The following is a 16,249-nucleotide window of genomic DNA, read 5'->3' as shown; positions in this document are numbered from 1 at the left end:
TCAGCGGCGGGGTTCCCAGCGGAACCACCGTTGCACAGCGAAGACCGAGATCACGACCCAGGCCAGGGCGGTCACGGCGGCGCCCAGCAGCTCCCCGGAGCCGGTGTCGCCGAGCCAGCCCGCACGTACGAGCGTCATCGCCCCGGTCAGCGGCAGCAGTTCACAGACGGAGGCGATCCTGTCCGGCAGGACGTCCAGCGGGATCAGCAGGCCGGAGCCCGGAAGGGAGATCAGGAACATCGGCATCGTGGTGATCTGCGAGCTCTCCACGGTCCGGGTGAACGCGGAGGTGGCGGCGGCGAGGGCGGCCATCAGCAGCATGCCCAGCAGGATGCCGGCGACGAGCAGTTCGGGCCGCCGGGGCGCCCCGAGGTCCAGCAGGGCCATGCCGGCGATCACGATCAGCAGGCACTGGGCGAGTGCCAGCCCGACGGCGGGCAGCGCGGTGCCGGTGAGGATCTCGTGGTCCGGCACCTCTCCGGTGCGCAGCCGCTTGAGCACCAGTTCCTCGCGCCGGGCCACATAGGCCGAGACGAGGTTGAGATGGACGACGAGGATCAGCACCATCCCGATCGCGCCGGTCATCGTCGCCTCGCCGATGCTCATCCCGGCCGGGCCGAGGTCCATGCCGTCCAGCGTCGACGCCATCAGCATGATCATGGCCGGGGGCATCAGCAGGGCCACGAAGAGGGTGGTCCGGTTGCGTACGAGGAGGGTCAGCTCCGCGCGCCCGAGGGCGTTGAGCCTGCGTGTGGTGGCGTTCATGTCACACCCCTGCCGTTTCGGTCTGCGCGATGTCGAGGAAGGCGTCCTCGAGGGAGGCGGAGCGGGCGTCGAGCGCTTCGAGGCGTACGTCCGACTCCCGTGCCCAGCGCAGCAGTTCGCCGAGGTCGTCCTGGAGTTCGTGCGTACGGATCTCGACGCGGCGGCCCTGGACGCCGGCCTGGAGCGACAGCGGCAGGCGTCCGGCCGGGAAGCCCTCGGGGAGCAGGAAGCGGATTCTGGCGGGCCGGGACGCGGTCACCTCGGCGGGGGTGCCGCCGGTCACGATCCGCCCCCGGTGCATGATCGCCAGCCGGTCGGCCAGCGACTCGGCCTCCTCCAGATAGTGCGTGGTCAGCAGGACGGTGGTGCCGCGCTCCCGCAGGGCGCGCACCAACTCCCAGGTGTCGCGCCGCCCTTCGGCGTCCAGGCCGGTCGTCGGCTCGTCGAGGAAGAGCACCTCGGGCCGCCCGAGGAGCGCCAGCGCCAGATCCAGCCTCCGCCGCTCGCCGCCGGAGAGCTGTTTGACGCGGACGCCGGACCGCATCCCGAGCCCGACGAGCTCCAGGGCTTCCGGGACGGGCCGTGCTCCGGTGGTGCAACCGGCCCACATACGGGCGGTCTCGGCGACGGTGAGATCGGAGGGGAAGCCGCCTTCCTGGAGCATGACCCCGATGCGGGGCCGTACGGCGGTGCGGTCGCGGTACGGGTCGTGGCCGAGAACCTGCACGGTCCCGCCGGTCGGCCGGGCGAGTCCTTCCAGCAGTTCGACGGTGGAGGTCTTGCCGGCGCCGTTCGTCCCGAGCAGCGCGAAGATCTCGCCGCGCGAGACGGAGAAGGAGATCCCGCTCACGGCCTCGAAGCCCCCGGTGTAGGAGCGCCGGACCTGCTCGGCCGTGATCACGTGGTCGTCTGTGGTCATGTCTCAAGGCTTCCGCCCGGACGGGCCCGCGAGCAGTGCGCCCTGTCATCGGCCCCGATGACAAATGTCATGGGCGCGGCAGGCGGTCCCGGGTCGGCGGGCATCCGGGAGAACGATGAAGGCCCTGGTCGATGACCAGGGCCTTCATTCCGGAGCGGACGACCAGGTTCGAACTGGCGACCTCAACCTTGGCAAGGTTGCGCTCTACCAACTGAGCTACGTCCGCATTGCTCCCGCTCGGCTCTCACCGGGCGGTGCCGCATCACCTTACCCGATCCCCGTGAGAGGACGGTAAAGCGATGAGAGCGGGTGACAGGAATTGCACACTGCGCCTTCCCCCTGGAAGGGGGATGTTCTACTACTGAACTACACCCGCACGCTGCGTGAGGTGGGGCCTTGCGGCCTCGCCCCTCGGCGTGCTCCAGACTCTAGCCGAACAGCAGGGGTGCTGTGCAACTCGGATCGGCGCGCGGCCCGGCGCCGAGCGCTCAACTGGCTTCGCGGAACGCCTCGTAGACCGCCTTCGGGATACGTCCGCGCGCGGGCACGTCCATCTTGTTGGACTGCGCCCAGGCCCGTACGGCGGCCGGGGCCGGCTCGAGCGAGGTGTGCGTGTAGGCGGTGCGGGCCCTGCCGCGCCGTCCCGTGTCCCGCTGCTTCCTGCCGGCCGCGACGTACGGGGCCAGCGCCTTGCGCAGTTTCTTTGCATTGGCGGGATTGAGGTCGATCTCGTACGACTTCCCGTCCAGGGCGAACGTGACCGTTTCCGCCGCTTCTCCGCCGTCGATGTCGTCGAAGAGCGCGACCACTACTCGCTGAGCCACGGATATCGGTCCTTTCCCTGCGGTGTCACCCGTTCTGACATGCGGTGCCACCGACTTTCCGGCTGCCGAGGGGCAAAGCTGCTTTCCTCTGTATTCCTTTGTACAGCGGCCGACGACACATTGTGAAGCCCACTCAATTGCATGCGCGTGTCTGGAGCAATGGCGGGCGGGATATTTCCACGGATTTTCTCCGTGCGTTAGCCAGGATGTTCTCGGGATATCTACGCGAGTAGATTTTCCGGCCGGGTACGCTGAGGGAACCGCCCTCGCAACACACCACCGGGAGTGCCCGTGGCACGCGTCGTAGTCGACGTCATGCTCAAGCCCGAGATCCTCGACCCCCAGGGACAGGCAGTTCAGCGCGCACTGCCCCGTCTCGGATTCGACGGCATCGCGGACGTACGTCAGGGAAAGCGTTTCGAGCTGGAGGTGGACGGGCCGGTCGACGACGCCGCCCTCGTCCGCATCCACGAGATGGCCGAAACGTTCCTCGCCAACACCGTCATCGAGGACTTCGTCGTAAAGGTGGAGTCGTGACAGCTCGCATCGGAGTCGTCACTTTCCCCGGAACGCTGGACGACCGGGACAGCCTGCGCGCCGTGCGTCTCGCCGGCGCCGAGCCCGTCTCGCTCTGGCACCGGGACAAGGACCTCAAGCAGGTCGACGCCGTGGTCCTCGCCGGAGGTTTCTCCTACGGGGACTATCTGCGCGCCGGAGCCATCTCCCGGTTCTCGCCGGTGATGGAGACGCTCATCGAGCAGGCCAGGGCGGGACTTCCGGTCCTCGGTATCTGCAACGGCTTCCAGATCCTCACCGAGTCGCATCTGCTGCCGGGCGCGATGCTGCGCAACAACCACCTCCACTTCATCTGCCGCGACCAGAAGCTCCGGGTGGAGAACGCGACGACCGCGTGGACCGCCGACTACGAGGCGGGCCAGGAGATCTCCGTACCGCTGAAGAACATCGACGGCCGCTACGTCGCCGCCGAGCGGGTCCTCGACGAGCTCGAGGCCGAGGGCCGGGTGGCCTTCCGCTACCTCGACGGGAATCCGAACGGCTCGCTCCGTGACATCGCCGGCATCACCAATGCCGAGGGCAATGTCGTCGGCCTGATGCCGCACCCCGAGCACGCCGTCGAGCCGCTGGTCGGCACCGGTTGCACCGACGGCCTCGCGTTCTTCACCTCGATCATCAAGAAGCTGGTCACCGTATGACCCTCGACACCGTCAAGCACGCCACCGAGACGCCGGACGTCGACCAGCCCTGGGCCGAACTGGGTCTGAAGCAGGACGAGTATGCGCGGATCAACGAGATCCTCGGCCGCCGTCCCACCGGCGCCGAGCTCGCCATGTACTCCGTCATGTGGTCGGAGCACTGCTCGTACAAGTCCAGCAAGGTCCATCTCAAGCAGTTCGGCGAGAAGGTCCCCGAGAACGACGCGATGCTCGTCGGCATCGGCGAGAACGCCGGCGTCGTCGACGTCGGCCAGGGGTACGCGGTCACCTTCAAGGTCGAGTCGCACAACCACCCCAGCTACATCGAGCCCTACCAGGGCGCGGCCACCGGCGTCGGCGGCATCGTCCGCGACATCCTGGCGATGGGCGCGCGCCCCGTGGCCGTCGTCGACCCGCTGCGCTTCGGCGCCGCCGACCACCCCGACACCAAGCGGGTGCTGCCCGGTGTCGTCGCGGGCATCGGCGGCTACGGAAACTGTCTGGGCCTGCCGAACATCGGCGGCGAAGTCGTCTTCGACTCCTGCTACCAGGGCAATCCGCTGGTCAACGCCGGCTGCATCGGTGTGATGAAGCACGAGGACATCCACCTCGCGCAGGCGTCGGGCCCTGGCAACAAGGTCATCCTGTACGGCGCCCGCACCGGCGGCGACGGCATCGGCGGTGTCTCGGTCCTCGCGTCCGAGACCTTCGACGCGACCGGCCCCGCCAAGCGCCCGGCCGTCCAGGTCGGCGACCCCTTCCAGGAGAAGCTCCTCATCGAGTGCACCCTGGAGATCTTCCGCGAGCACCTCGTCGCCGGTATCCAGGACCTCGGCGGCGCCGGGCTCTCCTGCGCCACCAGCGAGCTGGCGAGTGCCGGCTCCGGCGGCATGCGGGTCGAGCTGGACACCGTGCCGCTGCGCGACTCCTCGCTCTCGCCGGAGGAGATCCTCATGAGCGAGTCGCAGGAGCGCATGTGCGCGGTGGTCGAGCCGGACAAGGTCGACCGCTTCCTGGAGATCTGCGAGAAGTGGGACGTCATCGCCACCGTCATCGGTGAGGTGACCGAGGGCGAGCGGCTGGAGATCTTCTGGCACGGCGAGCAGATCGTGGACGTACCGCCGCGGTCCGTGGCGCACGACGGTCCGGTCTACCACCGGCCGTACGCCCGCCCCGAGTGGCAGGACGCCCTCCAGGCCGACGACGCGGGCAAGCTGCCGCGGCCGACGACCTCGCAGGAGCTGCGCGAGCAGGTCCTGAAGCTGGTCGCGTCGCCGAACCAGGCGTCGAAGGCCTGGATCACCGACCAGTACGACCGCTTCGTGCAGGGCAACACCGTCCTGGCTCAGCCCGAGGACGCGGGCATGGTCCGGATCGACGAGGAGTCGAATCTGGGTGTGGCCATGGCGACCGACGGCAACGGCCGGTACGCCAAGCTCGACCCGTACACGGGCGCGCAGCTGGCGCTGGCGGAGGCGTACCGCAATGTCGCCGCCTCTGGTGCCAAGCCGCTCGCCATCTCCGACTGCCTCAACTTCGGTTCGCCCGAGGACCCGGCTGTCATGTGGCAGTTCGCCGAGGCCACCCGCGGTCTCGCCGACGGCTGCCTCCAGCTCGGCACCCCGGTCACCGGCGGCAATGTGTCGCTCTACAACCAGACCGGTGAGACGGCGATCCACCCGACGCCCGTCGTGGCGGTGCTCGGTGTGATCGACGACGTCACGCGCCGTACGCCCATCGCGTTCGCGGAGGAGGGGCAGCTGCTGTACCTCCTCGGGGACACGAAGGAGGAGTTCGGCGGGTCTGCCTGGTCGCAGGTCGTCCACGACCACCTCGGCGGGATGCCGCCGGCCGTGGACCTGGACCGCGAGAAGCTGCTCGGCGAGATCCTGATCTCGGCCTCCCGCGACGGCATGATCGACGCGGCGCACGACTTGTCCGACGGCGGTCTGATCCAGGCGGTCGTCGAGTCCTGCCTGCGCGGCCGGACGGGCGCGCGACTGATCGTTCCCGACGGTCTGGACGCCTTCACCTTCCTGTTCAGCGAGTCGGCGGGGCGCGCGGTCGTCGCGGTGCCGCGCAGCGAGGAACTCCGCTTCACCGACATGTGCGGTGCGCGGGGCCTGCCGGTGACCCGCATCGGTGTCGTGGACGGTGACGAGATCGAGGTCCAGGGCGAGTTCGGCATCGCGCTGAGCGAGCTGCGCACGGCGCACGAGGAGACCATCCCGGGTCTGCTGGTCTGATCACAGCGTCCGCTGAGCCCCTGCCCCTTTCCGGGGGCGGGGGCTCCGTCGTGTCCGGAGGTCGTGTCCGGACATCGTTCCGCGGGACCGTTGCGCGAGATTACGTAACTACGTATGTTGGCATCATGGAACTGGAGGAGCGGGTCGCCGCGCTGGAACGCCGGCTCGCCGCCCTGGAGCAGGCGGACCGCGTGGCTCCCCGGCTGGGCGAGGGTGATTTCTGGGCGCTGGAGGGCCTCAAGGAACAGCTCGCCGAGGCCGGCGCACAGACCGGGGGCGTGCTGTTCACGGGTGCCGTACGGCTGCCGACCCAGGAGCAGTACGAATGGCAGTACGGCCTGCTGAGCGAGCAGCTGCTCGACGGCGACTGGTCGGACGCCGCGGACTCCTTCGCCGCTCTCGGCCATGCCGTACGGCTGCGGCTGCTGCGCGAGATCCTCGGCGGCCGGCGCACCGCGGCCGAGCTCACCGAGCTCGAAGGGCTCGGCACGACCGGCCAGATCTACCACCACCTGCGCCAGCTGACCGCCGCGGGCTGGCTGCACACCGCGAGCCGGGGCCGCTACGAGGTGCCGGGAGCGCGGGTGGTGCCGCTGCTGGTGGTGCTCGCCGCGGCCCGCCCGTAGCGCCGCCGTCCGGTCCCCACCACCCGACCCGCCCCCCGATCGCCCCGAGAGGTGATGACGATGTCCGTCCAGAAGCTGCTGACAGTGACCCAGCGCGTCTGCTGGGTCGTCTTCTTCGCGCTGGTGATCACGAGCCTCGTCACCGAGCTGCCCTTCTCCCCGCACTGGGTCTGGCTGCCCGCCGTCCTCGCTCTCGCCGCCGTCGTGGAGCTGAGCCGCCGTGCGCGCCGCGTCCACGCCCACCGGCCGCCCGCCGTCGAGGTGGAGGCCCCGGTCGCGGGCCGGTGGACGGCGCTCAACAGCCCGGCGGACAAGGTGCCCAGCCACGGGGTCCACGCCTACGGACAGACGTACGCCATCGACATCGTCGCCGAGCCCGAGGAAGGCAGGCGCCCCGCGTTCGCCTGGCTCTGGCCCCTCGCCCGCCCCAACAGCGCCTTCCCGGCCTTCGGCGCACCCCTGCTCGCCGTCGCGGACGCCACTGTCGTGCACGCCTCGGACGGACGGCGCGACCATCTCAGCCGCAACTCCCTCATCATGCTGGTCTACATGCTGCTGGTGGAGGCGAGTGTGCGGGACATCAGCGGCGCGTCCTGGGTGGTGGGCAACCACGTCGTGCTGGACCTGGGCGACGGCACCTACGCCCTGTACGCCCACGTCCGGCGCGGTTCGCTGAGCGTCCGCGCGGGCGACACCGTCCGGGCCGGGCAGCAGATCGCCCGCTGCGGGAACTCCGGCAACTCCAGTGAGCCGCACGTCCACTTCCAGCTGATGGACGGGCCGGACCTGGACACCGCCCGGGGTGTCCCGTTCACATGGCGGGGCATCGGCGTCCCGCGCAACGGCGAGACGTTCGCGGCCGGGTCCGCGGCGGACTCGTCCCCCACCCTTTCCGCGGACCCCTCCCCGGCCGGAAAAACAGCCCTGCCGGCGCAGGAGGATTGATTACCCTCGGGCCATGCCACCAGCCGCAAAGCGCACCCGCAGCTACGACCCCGACAAGATCCGTACGGCCGTGCTGACCCAGTTCGCGCACGTACGCGACGGGGTGTCGAAGCTCACGCCGGAGCAGCAGGCGCTGCCCACCCGCCTGGGGGACTGGACCGTGCGCGAGCTGGCCGCCCATCTGTCCATGGCCGTCGCCGTCGTCGCCCGCAACCTCGCCCTGCCCGAGCCCGCCCGGCAGGAAGTCGCCCTGCTGGAGTGGCCGTTCGCCACGGCCTCGGCCGCCGGCCAGGTCGACGAGGACGTCCGCGCACTGGTGGCCGGCGCCACCACCGACGAGCTGTACGAGCACGCGGCCGCCCGGGTCGAGGAAGCGCTGACGGGTGTCCCCGACGACCGGCTGATCCCGACCCGGTTCGGAGCCATGCGTCTCGGCGACTTCCTCGTCACACGGACCGTCGAACTCATCGTCCACACCGACGATCTGAACGACGCGGCCGGGACGGCGATCCCGTACGACCGGCAGGCGCTCGCCGCCTGCACCCGGCTCCTCGCCGACGCGCTCGCCGTGAAGGCGCCCGGGGGATCGGTCGAGGTCCGGGTGCCGCCCTACGCGGTCGTCCAGTGCGTCGAGGGCCCCCGGCACACCCGGGGCACCCCGCCCAATGTCGTCGAGACCGACCCGCTGACCTGGATCCGGCTCGCCACCGGACGCACGGGCTGGGCCGAGTCACTCGATGCCGCGAAGGTGAGCGCCAGCGGCGAGCGGGCCGACCTCGCCGCGCTGCTGCCGGTGCTGGGCTGAGCCGAGAAGGCATCCCGCGTCCGGGCGCGGACGGGAACCGGAGCGCGGTGTGCTCCGTCACATCGGTATGCGTAACCAGCTGAGCATTCCTGTCACTGCCCTGGCCCTCCTCGCGCTCGCAGCCTGCGGCACGGAATCGGGATCCGGTTCCGGGTCGGGCGGCGACGGGGGCGGATCGGTCACGACCGACCTGCCCCTGACCGGCGTGCACTGGACCGTCGACAGCGTCACCGTCGACGGCAAGAAGTCCGCCGCCCCGAGCGGCGCGCATGTCGAGATCACCGACAAGGGCCGCGCCCAGGGCAACTACGGCTGCAACCAGTTCGGCGCCGCCGTGAAGGTCGAGGGCGACACGGTCACCGTCGGCAGGAGCGAGATGACCGAGATGGGCTGCGCCGAGGACATCCAGGGCTTCGAGAAGGCGATGAAGGACGCCTTCACCGGAAAGCTCAAGGCCGAGCTCGTCGACAAGAACCTCACCCTGACCACCCCGAAGGGCGACTCGATCACCCTGACCTCCGAGCCGGCCGCGCCCCTCGCGGGCACCAAGTGGACGGTGAACTCGCTGCTCACGGGCGATGTCGCGAGCTCACCGCCGGCCGGCACCGAGAAGAACGCCTGGTTCACCCTCGCCAAGGACGGCTCCGTACGCGGTAGCCTCGGCTGCAACACCTTCAGCGGCACGGCGAAGGTCTCCGGCTCGACGATCACCTTCGACCGCCTGGCCAGCACCCGGAAGATGTGCGCCGGCACCGCGGGCACGGTGGAGAACCACATGCGCAAGGTGCTCGACGGCAAGGTGACGTTCACCCTCCAGCACCGCGGTCTCACCCTCACCGGACCCGATGGAAAGGGCGTCTCCGCGAACGCCGCCACCGGGTGACCGGCCGGTCACCGAGAGGCCCAGGTCGTCCCCAATTCGGACCAGTGGTCGATCTCGCCTACACTCGGTGCCGTGCCACGTGGTGACGGTCGACTCAATCATGATCTTCTCCCCGGTGAGAAAGGCCCCCAGGACGCTTGCGGCGTCTTCGGTGTCTGGGCTCCGGGCGAAGAGGTCGCAAAGCTCACGTACTTCGGGCTCTACGCCCTCCAGCATCGAGGGCAGGAATCCGCGGGAATCGCGGTGAGCAACGGCTCCCAGATCCTCGTCTTCAAGGACATGGGCCTCGTTTCGCAGGTCTTCGACGAGACGTCCCTCGGATCTCTTCAGGGACACATCGCGGTCGGTCACGCCCGCTACTCGACGACCGGCGCCTCCGTGTGGGAGAACGCGCAGCCGACGTTCCGGGCCACGGCCCACGGCTCCATCGCGCTCGGCCACAACGGCAACCTGGTCAACACCGCCGAGCTCGCCGGCCTCGTCGCCGATCTGCCCCGGCAGGACGGACGCTCCACGCAGGTCGCGGCGACCAACGACACCGACCTCGTCACCGCGCTCCTCGCGGGCCAGGTCGACGACGACGGCAAGCCGCTGACCATCGAGGAAGCCGCCGCCAAGATCCTCCCCGACGTCAAGGGCGCCTTCTCGCTCGTCTTCATGGACGAGGGCACTCTGTACGCCGCCCGGGACCCGCAGGGCATCCGCCCGCTCGTCCTCGGCCGGCTGGACCGCGGCTGGGTCGTCGCCAGCGAGTCCGCCGCCCTCGACATCTGCGGCGCGAGCTACGTCCGCGAGATCGAGCCGGGCGAGCTCGTCGCCATCGACGAGAACGGTCTCCGCACCCAGCGATTCGCGGAAGCGAAGCCCAAGGGCTGTGTCTTCGAGTACGTCTACCTGGCTCGCCCCGACACCGACATCGCCGGCCGGAACGTCTACCTCTCGCGGGTGGAGATGGGCCGCAAGCTCGCCAAGGAAGCGCCCGTCGAGGCGGACCTGGTGATAGCGACGCCGGAATCCGGCACCCCCGCGGCCATCGGCTACGCCGAGGCCAGCGGCATTCCCTACGGCTCCGGCCTGGTGAAGAACGCCTATGTGGGCCGCACCTTCATCCAGCCCTCACAGACCATTCGCCAGTTGGGCATCCGCCTCAAGCTGAATCCCCTCAAGGAAGTCATCCGGGGCAAGCGCCTGGTCGTCGTCGACGACTCGATCGTGCGCGGCAACACCCAGCGCGCCCTGGTCAAGATGCTCCGCGAGGCCGGCGCCGCCGAGGTCCACATCCGGATCTCTTCCCCGCCGGTGAAGTGGCCCTGCTTCTTCGGCATCGACTTCGCCACTCGCGCGGAGCTCATCGCCAACGGCATGACGGTCGACGAGATCGCCACCTCGATGGGTGCCGACTCGCTCTCCTACATCTCCATCGACGGCATGATCGAGGCCACGACCATCGACAAGCCGAACCTCTGCCGCGCCTGCTTCGACGGCGAGTACCCGATGGACCTCCCCGACCCCGAACTGCTCGGCAAGCAGCTTCTGGAGACCGAGCTTGCGGGCGGCGCCGACGCCGCCGACGCGCTCCGTCGCCCGTGAGACCCCGCTCAACGACACGAAAGTTCTCCAGCAATGTCTGCTGAATCTTCCGAGCGTGCCCCGCACGCGGGCACCGGTGCCAGCTACGCGGCCGCGGGTGTGGACATCGAGGCCGGCGACCGCGCCGTCGAGCTGATGAAGGAGTGGGTGAAGAAGACGCAGCGCCCCGAGACGGCGGGCCTCGGCGGCCTCGGCGGATTCGCCGGCCTCTTCGACGCCTCCGCCCTCAAGCGCTACGAGCGTCCACTGCTGGCCTCCGCCACGGACGGCGTCGGCACCAAGGTCGATCTCGCCCGGAAGATGGGCGTGTACGACACGATCGGCCACGACCTCGTGGGCATGGTCGTCGACGACCTCGTCGTCTGCGGCGCCGAGCCGCTGTTCATGACCGACTACATCTGCGTCGGCAAGGTCCACCCCGAGCGGGTCGCCGCCATCGTCAAGGGCATCGCCGAAGGCTGTGTGCTGGCCGGCTGTGCCCTGGTCGGCGGAGAGACGGCCGAGCACCCCGGTCTGCTGGGCGAGGACGACTTCGACGTCGCGGGCGCCGGCACCGGAGTGGTGGAGGCCGACCGGGTGCTGGGCCCGGATCGTATCCGTAAGGGTGACGCGGTGATCGCCATGGCGTCGTCGGGGCTTCACTCGAACGGGTACTCGCTCGTCCGTCATGTCCTTTTCGACCGGGCGAACATGTCGCTGGACCAGCAGGTCGAGGAGTTCGGCCGCACGCTCGGCGAGGAGCTGCTGGAGCCCACGAAGATCTACTCGCTGGACTGCCTGGCGCTCACCCGGACCACCGAGGTGCACGCCTTCAGCCACGTCACCGGCGGCGGGCTCGCCAACAACCTGGCCCGCGTCGTGCCGGACGACCTGCACGCGGTCGTCGACCGGTCGACCTGGACGCCCGGCCCCGTCTTCGACCTCGTCGGCAGGGCCGGCCAGGTCGAGCGGCTGGAGCTGGAGAAGACGCTGAACATGGGCGTGGGCATGATCGCCGTCGTCCCCGAGGCGTCGGTGGACGCGGCGCTGACCACCCTCGCGGACCGCGGTGTGGACGCCTGGGTGACCGGAGAGATCACCGAGCGCGGCGACCGGGCCACCGGGGCGGAGCTCACCGGCGACTACGCGAGCTGAACAGCACAGAACCCGGTCCGGGGCAGGCCCCGGACCGGGTCGGTGGGTACGACGTCAAGCGCCGCGGCGCTGTGACGACGGGCCGGACTCTTCGTCCTCGTCCTCGTCGTCGTTGTACAGGTCCGCGTACCGTGCGTACGGGTCGTCTTCCTCGTCGTCGTCCTCGAACGGCTCGCTGTTCGGCGGCTGGCTCGAAATCGGACTCGGAGTTGAAGCGCCCAGCTCGTTGGCCAGACGCGACAGGTCAGTCCCGCCGCTGTTGTACTTCAGCTGGCGGGCGACCTTTGTCTGCTTGGCCTTGGCCCGGCCGCGCCCCATGGCTCGACCCCCTCGGTGACGGGGCTCGACGGCCCCAGAGTCTTGACACGCGTTCATGAGTCGGAACGGGCTCTCCGTGGAGAGACCGGTCCGTAGAGCTTCAACGGTACCTGCTTCCGCGGCCATACGGTACGCCGCCCGCATGAGGTGCCACTTCACAGGACCCGCGAGGAGCCCCGTCCTCGCTGGTCAACTGCGATTTTAACCTCTTCTCGACGGTCGACCCGCCGACCGGGGTGAGTCTTGTCTCCCGAGGCGGCGGGCCGGCGTCCGTGCGGTCAGCTCCGGCGGGCGTCCGCCATGCGCTGCTCGGCGATCCGGTCGGCTGCGGCGGCCGGCGGAATGCCGTCCTCCTTCGCACGTGCGAATATTGCCAGCGTGGTGTCGAAGATCTTCGACGCCTTGGCCTTGCAGCGGTCGAAGTCGAAGCCGTGGAGCTCGTCGGCGACCTGGATCACTCCGCCGGCGTTCACCACGTAGTCGGGCGCGTAGAGGATGCCGCGGTCCGCGAGGTCCTTCTCGACGCCCGGGTGGGCGAGCTGGTTGTTGGCCGCGCCGCAGACCACCGTGGCGGTCAGTGCGGGGACGGAGCCGTCGTTCAGCGCGCCGCCGAGCGCGCAGGGCGCGTAGACGTCCAGGCCCTCCGAGCGGATCAGCGTGTCGGTGTCCGCGACCGCGGTGACCTGCGGGTGCTTGTCGCGGATGCGGCGTACGGACTCCTCGCGGACGTCCGTGATCACGACCTCGGCGCCGTCCTCGATCAGATGCTCCACGAGGTGGTGACCGACCTTGCCGACGCCGGCGATGCCGACCCGGCGGCCGCGCAGCGAGGGCTCGCCCCACAGGTGCTGGGCCGAGGCGCGCATGCCCTGGAAGACGCCGTAGGCGGTGAGGACGGAGGAGTCCCCGGCGCCGCCGTTCTCGGGGGAGCGGCCGGTGGCCCAGCGGGTCTCGCGGGCGACGACGTCCATGTCGGCGACGTAGGTGCCGACGTCGCACGCGGTGACGTAACGGCCACCGAGGGAGTCGACGAACCGCCCGTACGCCAGCAGGAGCTCCTCGCTCTTGAGGGTCTCGGGATCACCGATGATGACCGCCTTGCCGCCGCCGTGGTCGAGACCGGCCATGGCGTTCTTGTACGACATCCCGCGGGAGAGGTTCAGCGCGTCGGCGACGGCCTCCGCCTCCGAGGCGTACGGGTAGAAGCGGGTGCCGCCCAGGCCGGGGCCCAGGGCGGTCGAGTGGAGGGCGATGACGGCCTTCAGGCCGGAGGCGCGGTCCTGGCACAGCACGACTTGCTCGTGGCCGCCCTGGTCCGATCGGAACAGGGTGTGCAGCACATCTACGGGGACGGACGCGCCGGTCAGATCGGTCACTGTGGTGACTCCCAAGTACGAAGCGGCGGATGTGGAGGACCCCCTTGGGGTCTCCCCGTCGCTTGTGGCAGGGGAAGGGATGGGGAGGTCCGTTTGGGCATGAGGGTAAGTCCTACGTCAGGGTAGATCCGACGCAGTGCCGAGGATCACCCCCTGGCGGAGTACGGGCGTGGAAGGATTCGCGACATGCCGGCGCTGTCCTCTGTCCCCGTTCCCTACGCGGCCTACCTGCGGGTCTACGAACCGCTGGCGGCCTTCCCGGACGACGAACGGGCTCATTGGACCCGTTACGCCAAGCGGGAGAGCACCCCCACGGCGCAGGACGAACTGCGGCGCTCGCTGGCGGACTTGCTGCCGACCCCGCCCGTCCCGGTGCCCGTCCACGAGAGCGGCGACGCCTTCGTCACGGAGGTCGACGGTGTGGTCTGCGTCTGTCCCTGGCGGACCCGGCTGCGCGGCTGGCTGGCGCTGGAGGAGCTGACCGAGCAGTTGCCGGCCGCACTGCTGGACGCGGCCCTTCCGCCGGTCGTGCGCGGACAGGCAGCGGCCGACTACGAGCAGTGGCGCGAGCGGAACCCGGACGCCCGGCCGTGGATCAGGACCGCGGTGTGGCAGGTGCCGGTGCGCTGGTTCGCGCTGTTCTCGGACGAGGAGCGCGTCTACGAGCCGGCCGGGCCCGAGGCGGCCGTGCTGCGGTACCGCACGCCGATGGTGGAGGCGCGGCGCCGGGTGGCCCGGTCGCTGCGGACGCTGCGGGAGTCGGCAGACGGCGGTCTGCTGACCGACGGGATGGTGGACGTCGGCAAGTGGCTGGAGGAGTTCCACCCGCGCTCCCTGGTCGAGCTGGACTACGGCGGCCTGGTGCACGCGCTCGGCGCAGCGCACCTCGAGGAGGACCGCTCGGCGGCGGATCTGGCCGCGGGGATCGCGGCGCTGGGGGCCGGTGACGGCGACGGCGCGAGCGCGGCGTACGCCCGTCTCGTGGAACGCTGGCGGGCCGTGAGGGACCTTCAGTTCGCAAACTGATCGATTCTGGGGATCATTGAGCCCCTCCGTCCAGGACGTAGGTCCCGATCCGGGCCTTTGTCTCAAGCGTGACGGACTGCACTAACAGGGCCCTTGCGTCTATCGCCTACCCTCGTGTCAAAATAGGACAAGGAGTCCGGGGAGGGCTCCTTCCGTCCAACTTCAGGCGGATTTCTCGGTATTGCGCTCTATGGGGGGTCTGGTGACTCCTGATCGCTCTGTGACTGATCGTCACTGTGGCGTGACTGTCCGTTATGGCATGGTCCCATCGGCTTCCGCCACTGATGAACACCTCAGAGGGCAATTCCGTCGGTTTGGCCGACGTGGCTGGACAGATGGTGTAGTTGTAGTGCCGAGGACAAGCCGTTCGTCCTATAACCGACTCGGCCCGCGTCCGCCATTTCGGGCAACGCGGGTCAAGGTGCAGAATTTAGAGGAAAGAACCGAGAAGGTTCGGTTCTCCCGAGGAGGCCGCTCATGACCGCTCGCACCCCTGATGCCGAGCCGCTGCTGACCCCGGCAGAGGTTGCCACGATGTTCCGCGTGGACCCGAAGACGGTCACCCGCTGGGCGAAGGCAGGCAAGCTCACGTCCATCCGAACCCTCGGTGGACATCGCCGGTACCGCGAGGCTGAGGTCCGCGCACTGCTTGCGGGTATCCCGCAGCAGCGCAGCGAGGCCTGAAAGCCCCGTTGAAACGGGCGTATTCGGGACCCCCATCCCGGTAAGCCCACCCATAGCTCCACATGACGCGCTCTGCCCCAACAGACTTCGTCGTTGATCGCGCTGGACTCCGCCGGGTCCAGCGCGATCTTTTTTGTGCGCTTCTTCGGGGGCCGGCATCGCCCCTGCACAGGGCGCATCCGGAGGGGTGCGGGAGGCCCTCCCAGGGCGGTGCAATGGCACATATTAAATTGGTCGGTTGTAGGGAGGGGTTAAGGAGGGGGGTTCTGAAAACCCATGCGGTGACTCCCGTCACACTGCACGACTCTTGCCAACTCCCCACCACACGCCCCCGGAACGGGCCACAGCCGCCCGGCGTCACGCTTTGGTGGTGCCTGCGCCCTCCGCGCCGACGGGTGTTGCGGGCCGATCGGAAGCCTCGGATGCCCGTCGGGCGGCGGACCCCTCGGATGTCTCGGCGGCCCCGGACGCCACGGGAGGGCGGAGGGTGGCGCCTTCGTCGTCCGCTGACGGCTCCATGGCGAGCCTCAGGAGACGATGACAGATGGGGCAGGTACGGGTGAGGTGCCGATAGCCGGAAGCCGCCGCCAGATGGGCTCGCAGAAGTGCCCTCGTCTCGTGCCGCCTCGCCGTGGACGCCGCCATACGCGTCACCTCCGGTGTGTGCCGTCCCCCGCCTGGCCCCGAAAGAGCGGCAGGCCCTGGTTCAGTGGGTACCGGCGGCGGGTGGCGTCGTCAAGACGGCGAGAACGACGAAGGCCCCGCACCGTGATGGTGCGGGGCCTTCGTCGTCTGTGCGGTCCTGACGGGATTTGAACCCGCGGCCTCCACCTTGACAGGGTGGCGAGCACTCCAAACTGCTCCACAGGACCAGGTTTTGCAGCTCCGAATCGT

The 16,249-nt window shown here is 69.5% G+C and carries 17 protein-coding genes and 3 tRNA genes; 11 read left to right on the top strand and 9 right to left on the bottom strand.

The annotated features are described in order from the left end of the window. The 5 genes from ABTX78_RS27700 to ABTX78_RS27680 all read right to left on the bottom strand — a co-directional run bounded on the left by ABTX78_RS27700 (position 1) and on the right by ABTX78_RS27680 (position 2,508). On the bottom strand, positions 1-765 hold the full coding sequence (locus ABTX78_RS27700) for an ABC transporter permease (protein ID WP_352209518.1): 765 nt from the start codon (positions 763-765) through the stop codon (positions 1-3). Position 766: 1 nt separating this feature from the next. Next, entirely contained in the window at positions 767-1,684 is a 918-nt protein-coding gene (locus ABTX78_RS27695; protein WP_352209517.1) for an ABC transporter ATP-binding protein, read from the bottom strand. Positions 1,685-1,837: 153 nt separating this feature from the next. Next, positions 1,838-1,910, bottom strand: a tRNA-Gly gene (locus ABTX78_RS27690). A gap of 78 nt (positions 1,911-1,988) precedes the next feature. Further along, positions 1,989-2,060: transfer RNA gene (locus ABTX78_RS27685), tRNA-Gly, on the bottom strand. Positions 2,061-2,172: 112 nt separating this feature from the next. Then, the gene (locus ABTX78_RS27680; RefSeq protein ID WP_352209516.1) at positions 2,173-2,508 is read right to left on the bottom strand and encodes a histone-like nucleoid-structuring protein Lsr2; all 336 of its coding nucleotides are present in this window, start codon (positions 2,506-2,508) and stop codon (positions 2,173-2,175) included. A 291-nt stretch (positions 2,509-2,799) separates the two neighbouring features. Here ABTX78_RS27680 and purS point away from each other — a divergent pair, with 291 nt between their 5' ends. From purS to purM, 9 genes are all read left to right on the top strand, one after another. Then, positions 2,800-3,045: a phosphoribosylformylglycinamidine synthase subunit PurS gene (gene purS, locus ABTX78_RS27675; protein ID WP_352209515.1), complete on the top strand. Its 246-nt coding sequence runs from the start codon at positions 2,800-2,802 to the stop codon at positions 3,043-3,045. Further along, the gene (gene purQ, locus ABTX78_RS27670) at positions 3,042-3,722 is read left to right on the top strand and encodes a phosphoribosylformylglycinamidine synthase subunit PurQ (protein WP_352209514.1); all 681 of its coding nucleotides are present in this window, start codon (positions 3,042-3,044) and stop codon (positions 3,720-3,722) included. Before purS ends, purQ begins: the two co-directional genes overlap by 4 nt. Continuing rightward, positions 3,719-5,968, top strand: a complete 2,250-nt coding sequence (gene purL / locus ABTX78_RS27665) for a phosphoribosylformylglycinamidine synthase subunit PurL (RefSeq protein WP_352209513.1) — start codon at positions 3,719-3,721, stop codon at positions 5,966-5,968. Before purQ ends, purL begins: the two co-directional genes overlap by 4 nt. Positions 5,969-6,093: 125 nt before the next feature. Further along, complete coding sequence (locus ABTX78_RS27660) at positions 6,094-6,594, top strand: ArsR/SmtB family transcription factor (RefSeq protein WP_352209512.1); 501 nt, start codon at positions 6,094-6,096, stop codon at positions 6,592-6,594. A 60-nt stretch (positions 6,595-6,654) separates the two neighbouring features. Then, positions 6,655-7,539: a M23 family metallopeptidase gene (locus tag ABTX78_RS27655; RefSeq protein ID WP_352209511.1), complete on the top strand. Its 885-nt coding sequence runs from the start codon at positions 6,655-6,657 to the stop codon at positions 7,537-7,539. Between the two features lie 13 nt (positions 7,540-7,552). Continuing rightward, positions 7,553-8,344 (top strand): maleylpyruvate isomerase family mycothiol-dependent enzyme, encoded by a 792-nt coding sequence (locus tag ABTX78_RS27650; RefSeq protein WP_352209510.1) that lies wholly within the window; start codon positions 7,553-7,555, stop codon positions 8,342-8,344. A gap of 67 nt (positions 8,345-8,411) precedes the next feature. Continuing rightward, on the top strand, positions 8,412-9,227 hold the full coding sequence (locus ABTX78_RS27645; protein WP_352209573.1) for an META domain-containing protein: 816 nt from the start codon (positions 8,412-8,414) through the stop codon (positions 9,225-9,227). 72 nt (positions 9,228-9,299) lie between these two features. Then, positions 9,300-10,817, top strand: a complete 1,518-nt coding sequence (gene purF, locus ABTX78_RS27640) for an amidophosphoribosyltransferase (protein WP_352209509.1) — start codon at positions 9,300-9,302, stop codon at positions 10,815-10,817. A 33-nt stretch (positions 10,818-10,850) separates the two neighbouring features. Beyond that, positions 10,851-11,951: a phosphoribosylformylglycinamidine cyclo-ligase gene (gene purM / locus ABTX78_RS27635; RefSeq protein ID WP_352209508.1), complete on the top strand. Its 1,101-nt coding sequence runs from the start codon at positions 10,851-10,853 to the stop codon at positions 11,949-11,951. A gap of 54 nt (positions 11,952-12,005) precedes the next feature. Here the strand turns inward: purM and ABTX78_RS27630 are convergent, their stop codons facing one another. Together ABTX78_RS27630 and ABTX78_RS27625 are read right to left on the bottom strand one after the other, a co-directional pair. After that, positions 12,006-12,269 carry a DUF3073 domain-containing protein gene (locus ABTX78_RS27630; protein WP_313945468.1) on the bottom strand — a complete coding sequence of 88 codons (264 nt, stop codon included), beginning with the start codon at positions 12,267-12,269 and terminating at the stop codon, positions 12,006-12,008. Between the two features lie 278 nt (positions 12,270-12,547). Beyond that, positions 12,548-13,645, bottom strand: a complete 1,098-nt coding sequence (locus ABTX78_RS27625; protein ID WP_352209507.1) for a Leu/Phe/Val dehydrogenase — start codon at positions 13,643-13,645, stop codon at positions 12,548-12,550. Positions 13,646-13,831: 186 nt separating this feature from the next. Here ABTX78_RS27625 and ABTX78_RS27620 point away from each other — a divergent pair, with 186 nt between their 5' ends. Both ABTX78_RS27620 and bldC read left to right on the top strand, forming a co-directional pair. Then, positions 13,832-14,671, top strand: a complete 840-nt coding sequence (locus ABTX78_RS27620; RefSeq protein WP_352209506.1) for a DUF8083 family protein — start codon at positions 13,832-13,834, stop codon at positions 14,669-14,671. A gap of 477 nt (positions 14,672-15,148) precedes the next feature. After that, entirely contained in the window at positions 15,149-15,355 is a 207-nt protein-coding gene (gene bldC, locus ABTX78_RS27615) for a developmental transcriptional regulator BldC (protein ID WP_003949541.1), read from the top strand. Positions 15,356-15,712: 357 nt separating this feature from the next. Here the strand turns inward: bldC and ABTX78_RS27610 are convergent, their stop codons facing one another. Next, positions 15,713-16,000, bottom strand: a complete 288-nt coding sequence (locus tag ABTX78_RS27610) for a DUF6274 family protein (protein ID WP_352209505.1) — start codon at positions 15,998-16,000, stop codon at positions 15,713-15,715. Positions 16,001-16,152: 152 nt separating this feature from the next. Next, positions 16,153-16,227, bottom strand: a tRNA-Asp gene (locus ABTX78_RS27605). Positions 16,228-16,249: the final 22 nt, after the last annotated feature.

Origin of the sequence: Streptomyces sp. NPDC096193 (assembly GCF_040302905.1) — a bacterium.
Classification (GTDB): Bacteria; Actinomycetota; Actinomycetes; order Streptomycetales; family Streptomycetaceae; genus Streptomyces.
Note: the sequence above shows the minus strand (reverse complement) of the source record. Positions and strands in the feature narration are given on the sequence as shown.

Excerpts from the sequence above, each read along its gene's own strand:
- ABTX78_RS27700 (WP_352209518.1), bottom strand. The coding sequence starts at position 765 with ATGAACGCCACCACACGCAGGCTCAACGCCCTCGGGCGCGCGGAGCTG.
- ABTX78_RS27695 (WP_352209517.1), bottom strand. The coding sequence starts at position 1,684 with ATGACCACAGACGACCACGTGATCACGGCCGAGCAGGTCCGGCGCTCC.
- purL (WP_352209513.1), top strand. The coding sequence starts at position 3,719 with ATGACCCTCGACACCGTCAAGCACGCCACCGAGACGCCGGACGTCGAC.
- ABTX78_RS27660 (WP_352209512.1), top strand. The coding sequence starts at position 6,094 with ATGGAACTGGAGGAGCGGGTCGCCGCGCTGGAACGCCGGCTCGCCGCC.
- ABTX78_RS27655 (WP_352209511.1), top strand. The coding sequence starts at position 6,655 with ATGTCCGTCCAGAAGCTGCTGACAGTGACCCAGCGCGTCTGCTGGGTC.
- ABTX78_RS27650 (WP_352209510.1), top strand. The coding sequence starts at position 7,553 with ATGCCACCAGCCGCAAAGCGCACCCGCAGCTACGACCCCGACAAGATC.
- ABTX78_RS27645 (WP_352209573.1), top strand. The coding sequence starts at position 8,412 with ATGCGTAACCAGCTGAGCATTCCTGTCACTGCCCTGGCCCTCCTCGCG.
- purM (WP_352209508.1), top strand. The coding sequence starts at position 10,851 with ATGTCTGCTGAATCTTCCGAGCGTGCCCCGCACGCGGGCACCGGTGCC.
- ABTX78_RS27630 (WP_313945468.1), bottom strand. The coding sequence starts at position 12,269 with ATGGGGCGCGGCCGGGCCAAGGCCAAGCAGACAAAGGTCGCCCGCCAG.
- ABTX78_RS27620 (WP_352209506.1), top strand. The coding sequence starts at position 13,832 with ATGCCGGCGCTGTCCTCTGTCCCCGTTCCCTACGCGGCCTACCTGCGG.
- bldC (WP_003949541.1), top strand. The coding sequence starts at position 15,149 with ATGACCGCTCGCACCCCTGATGCCGAGCCGCTGCTGACCCCGGCAGAG.
- ABTX78_RS27610 (WP_352209505.1), bottom strand. The coding sequence starts at position 16,000 with ATGGCGGCGTCCACGGCGAGGCGGCACGAGACGAGGGCACTTCTGCGA.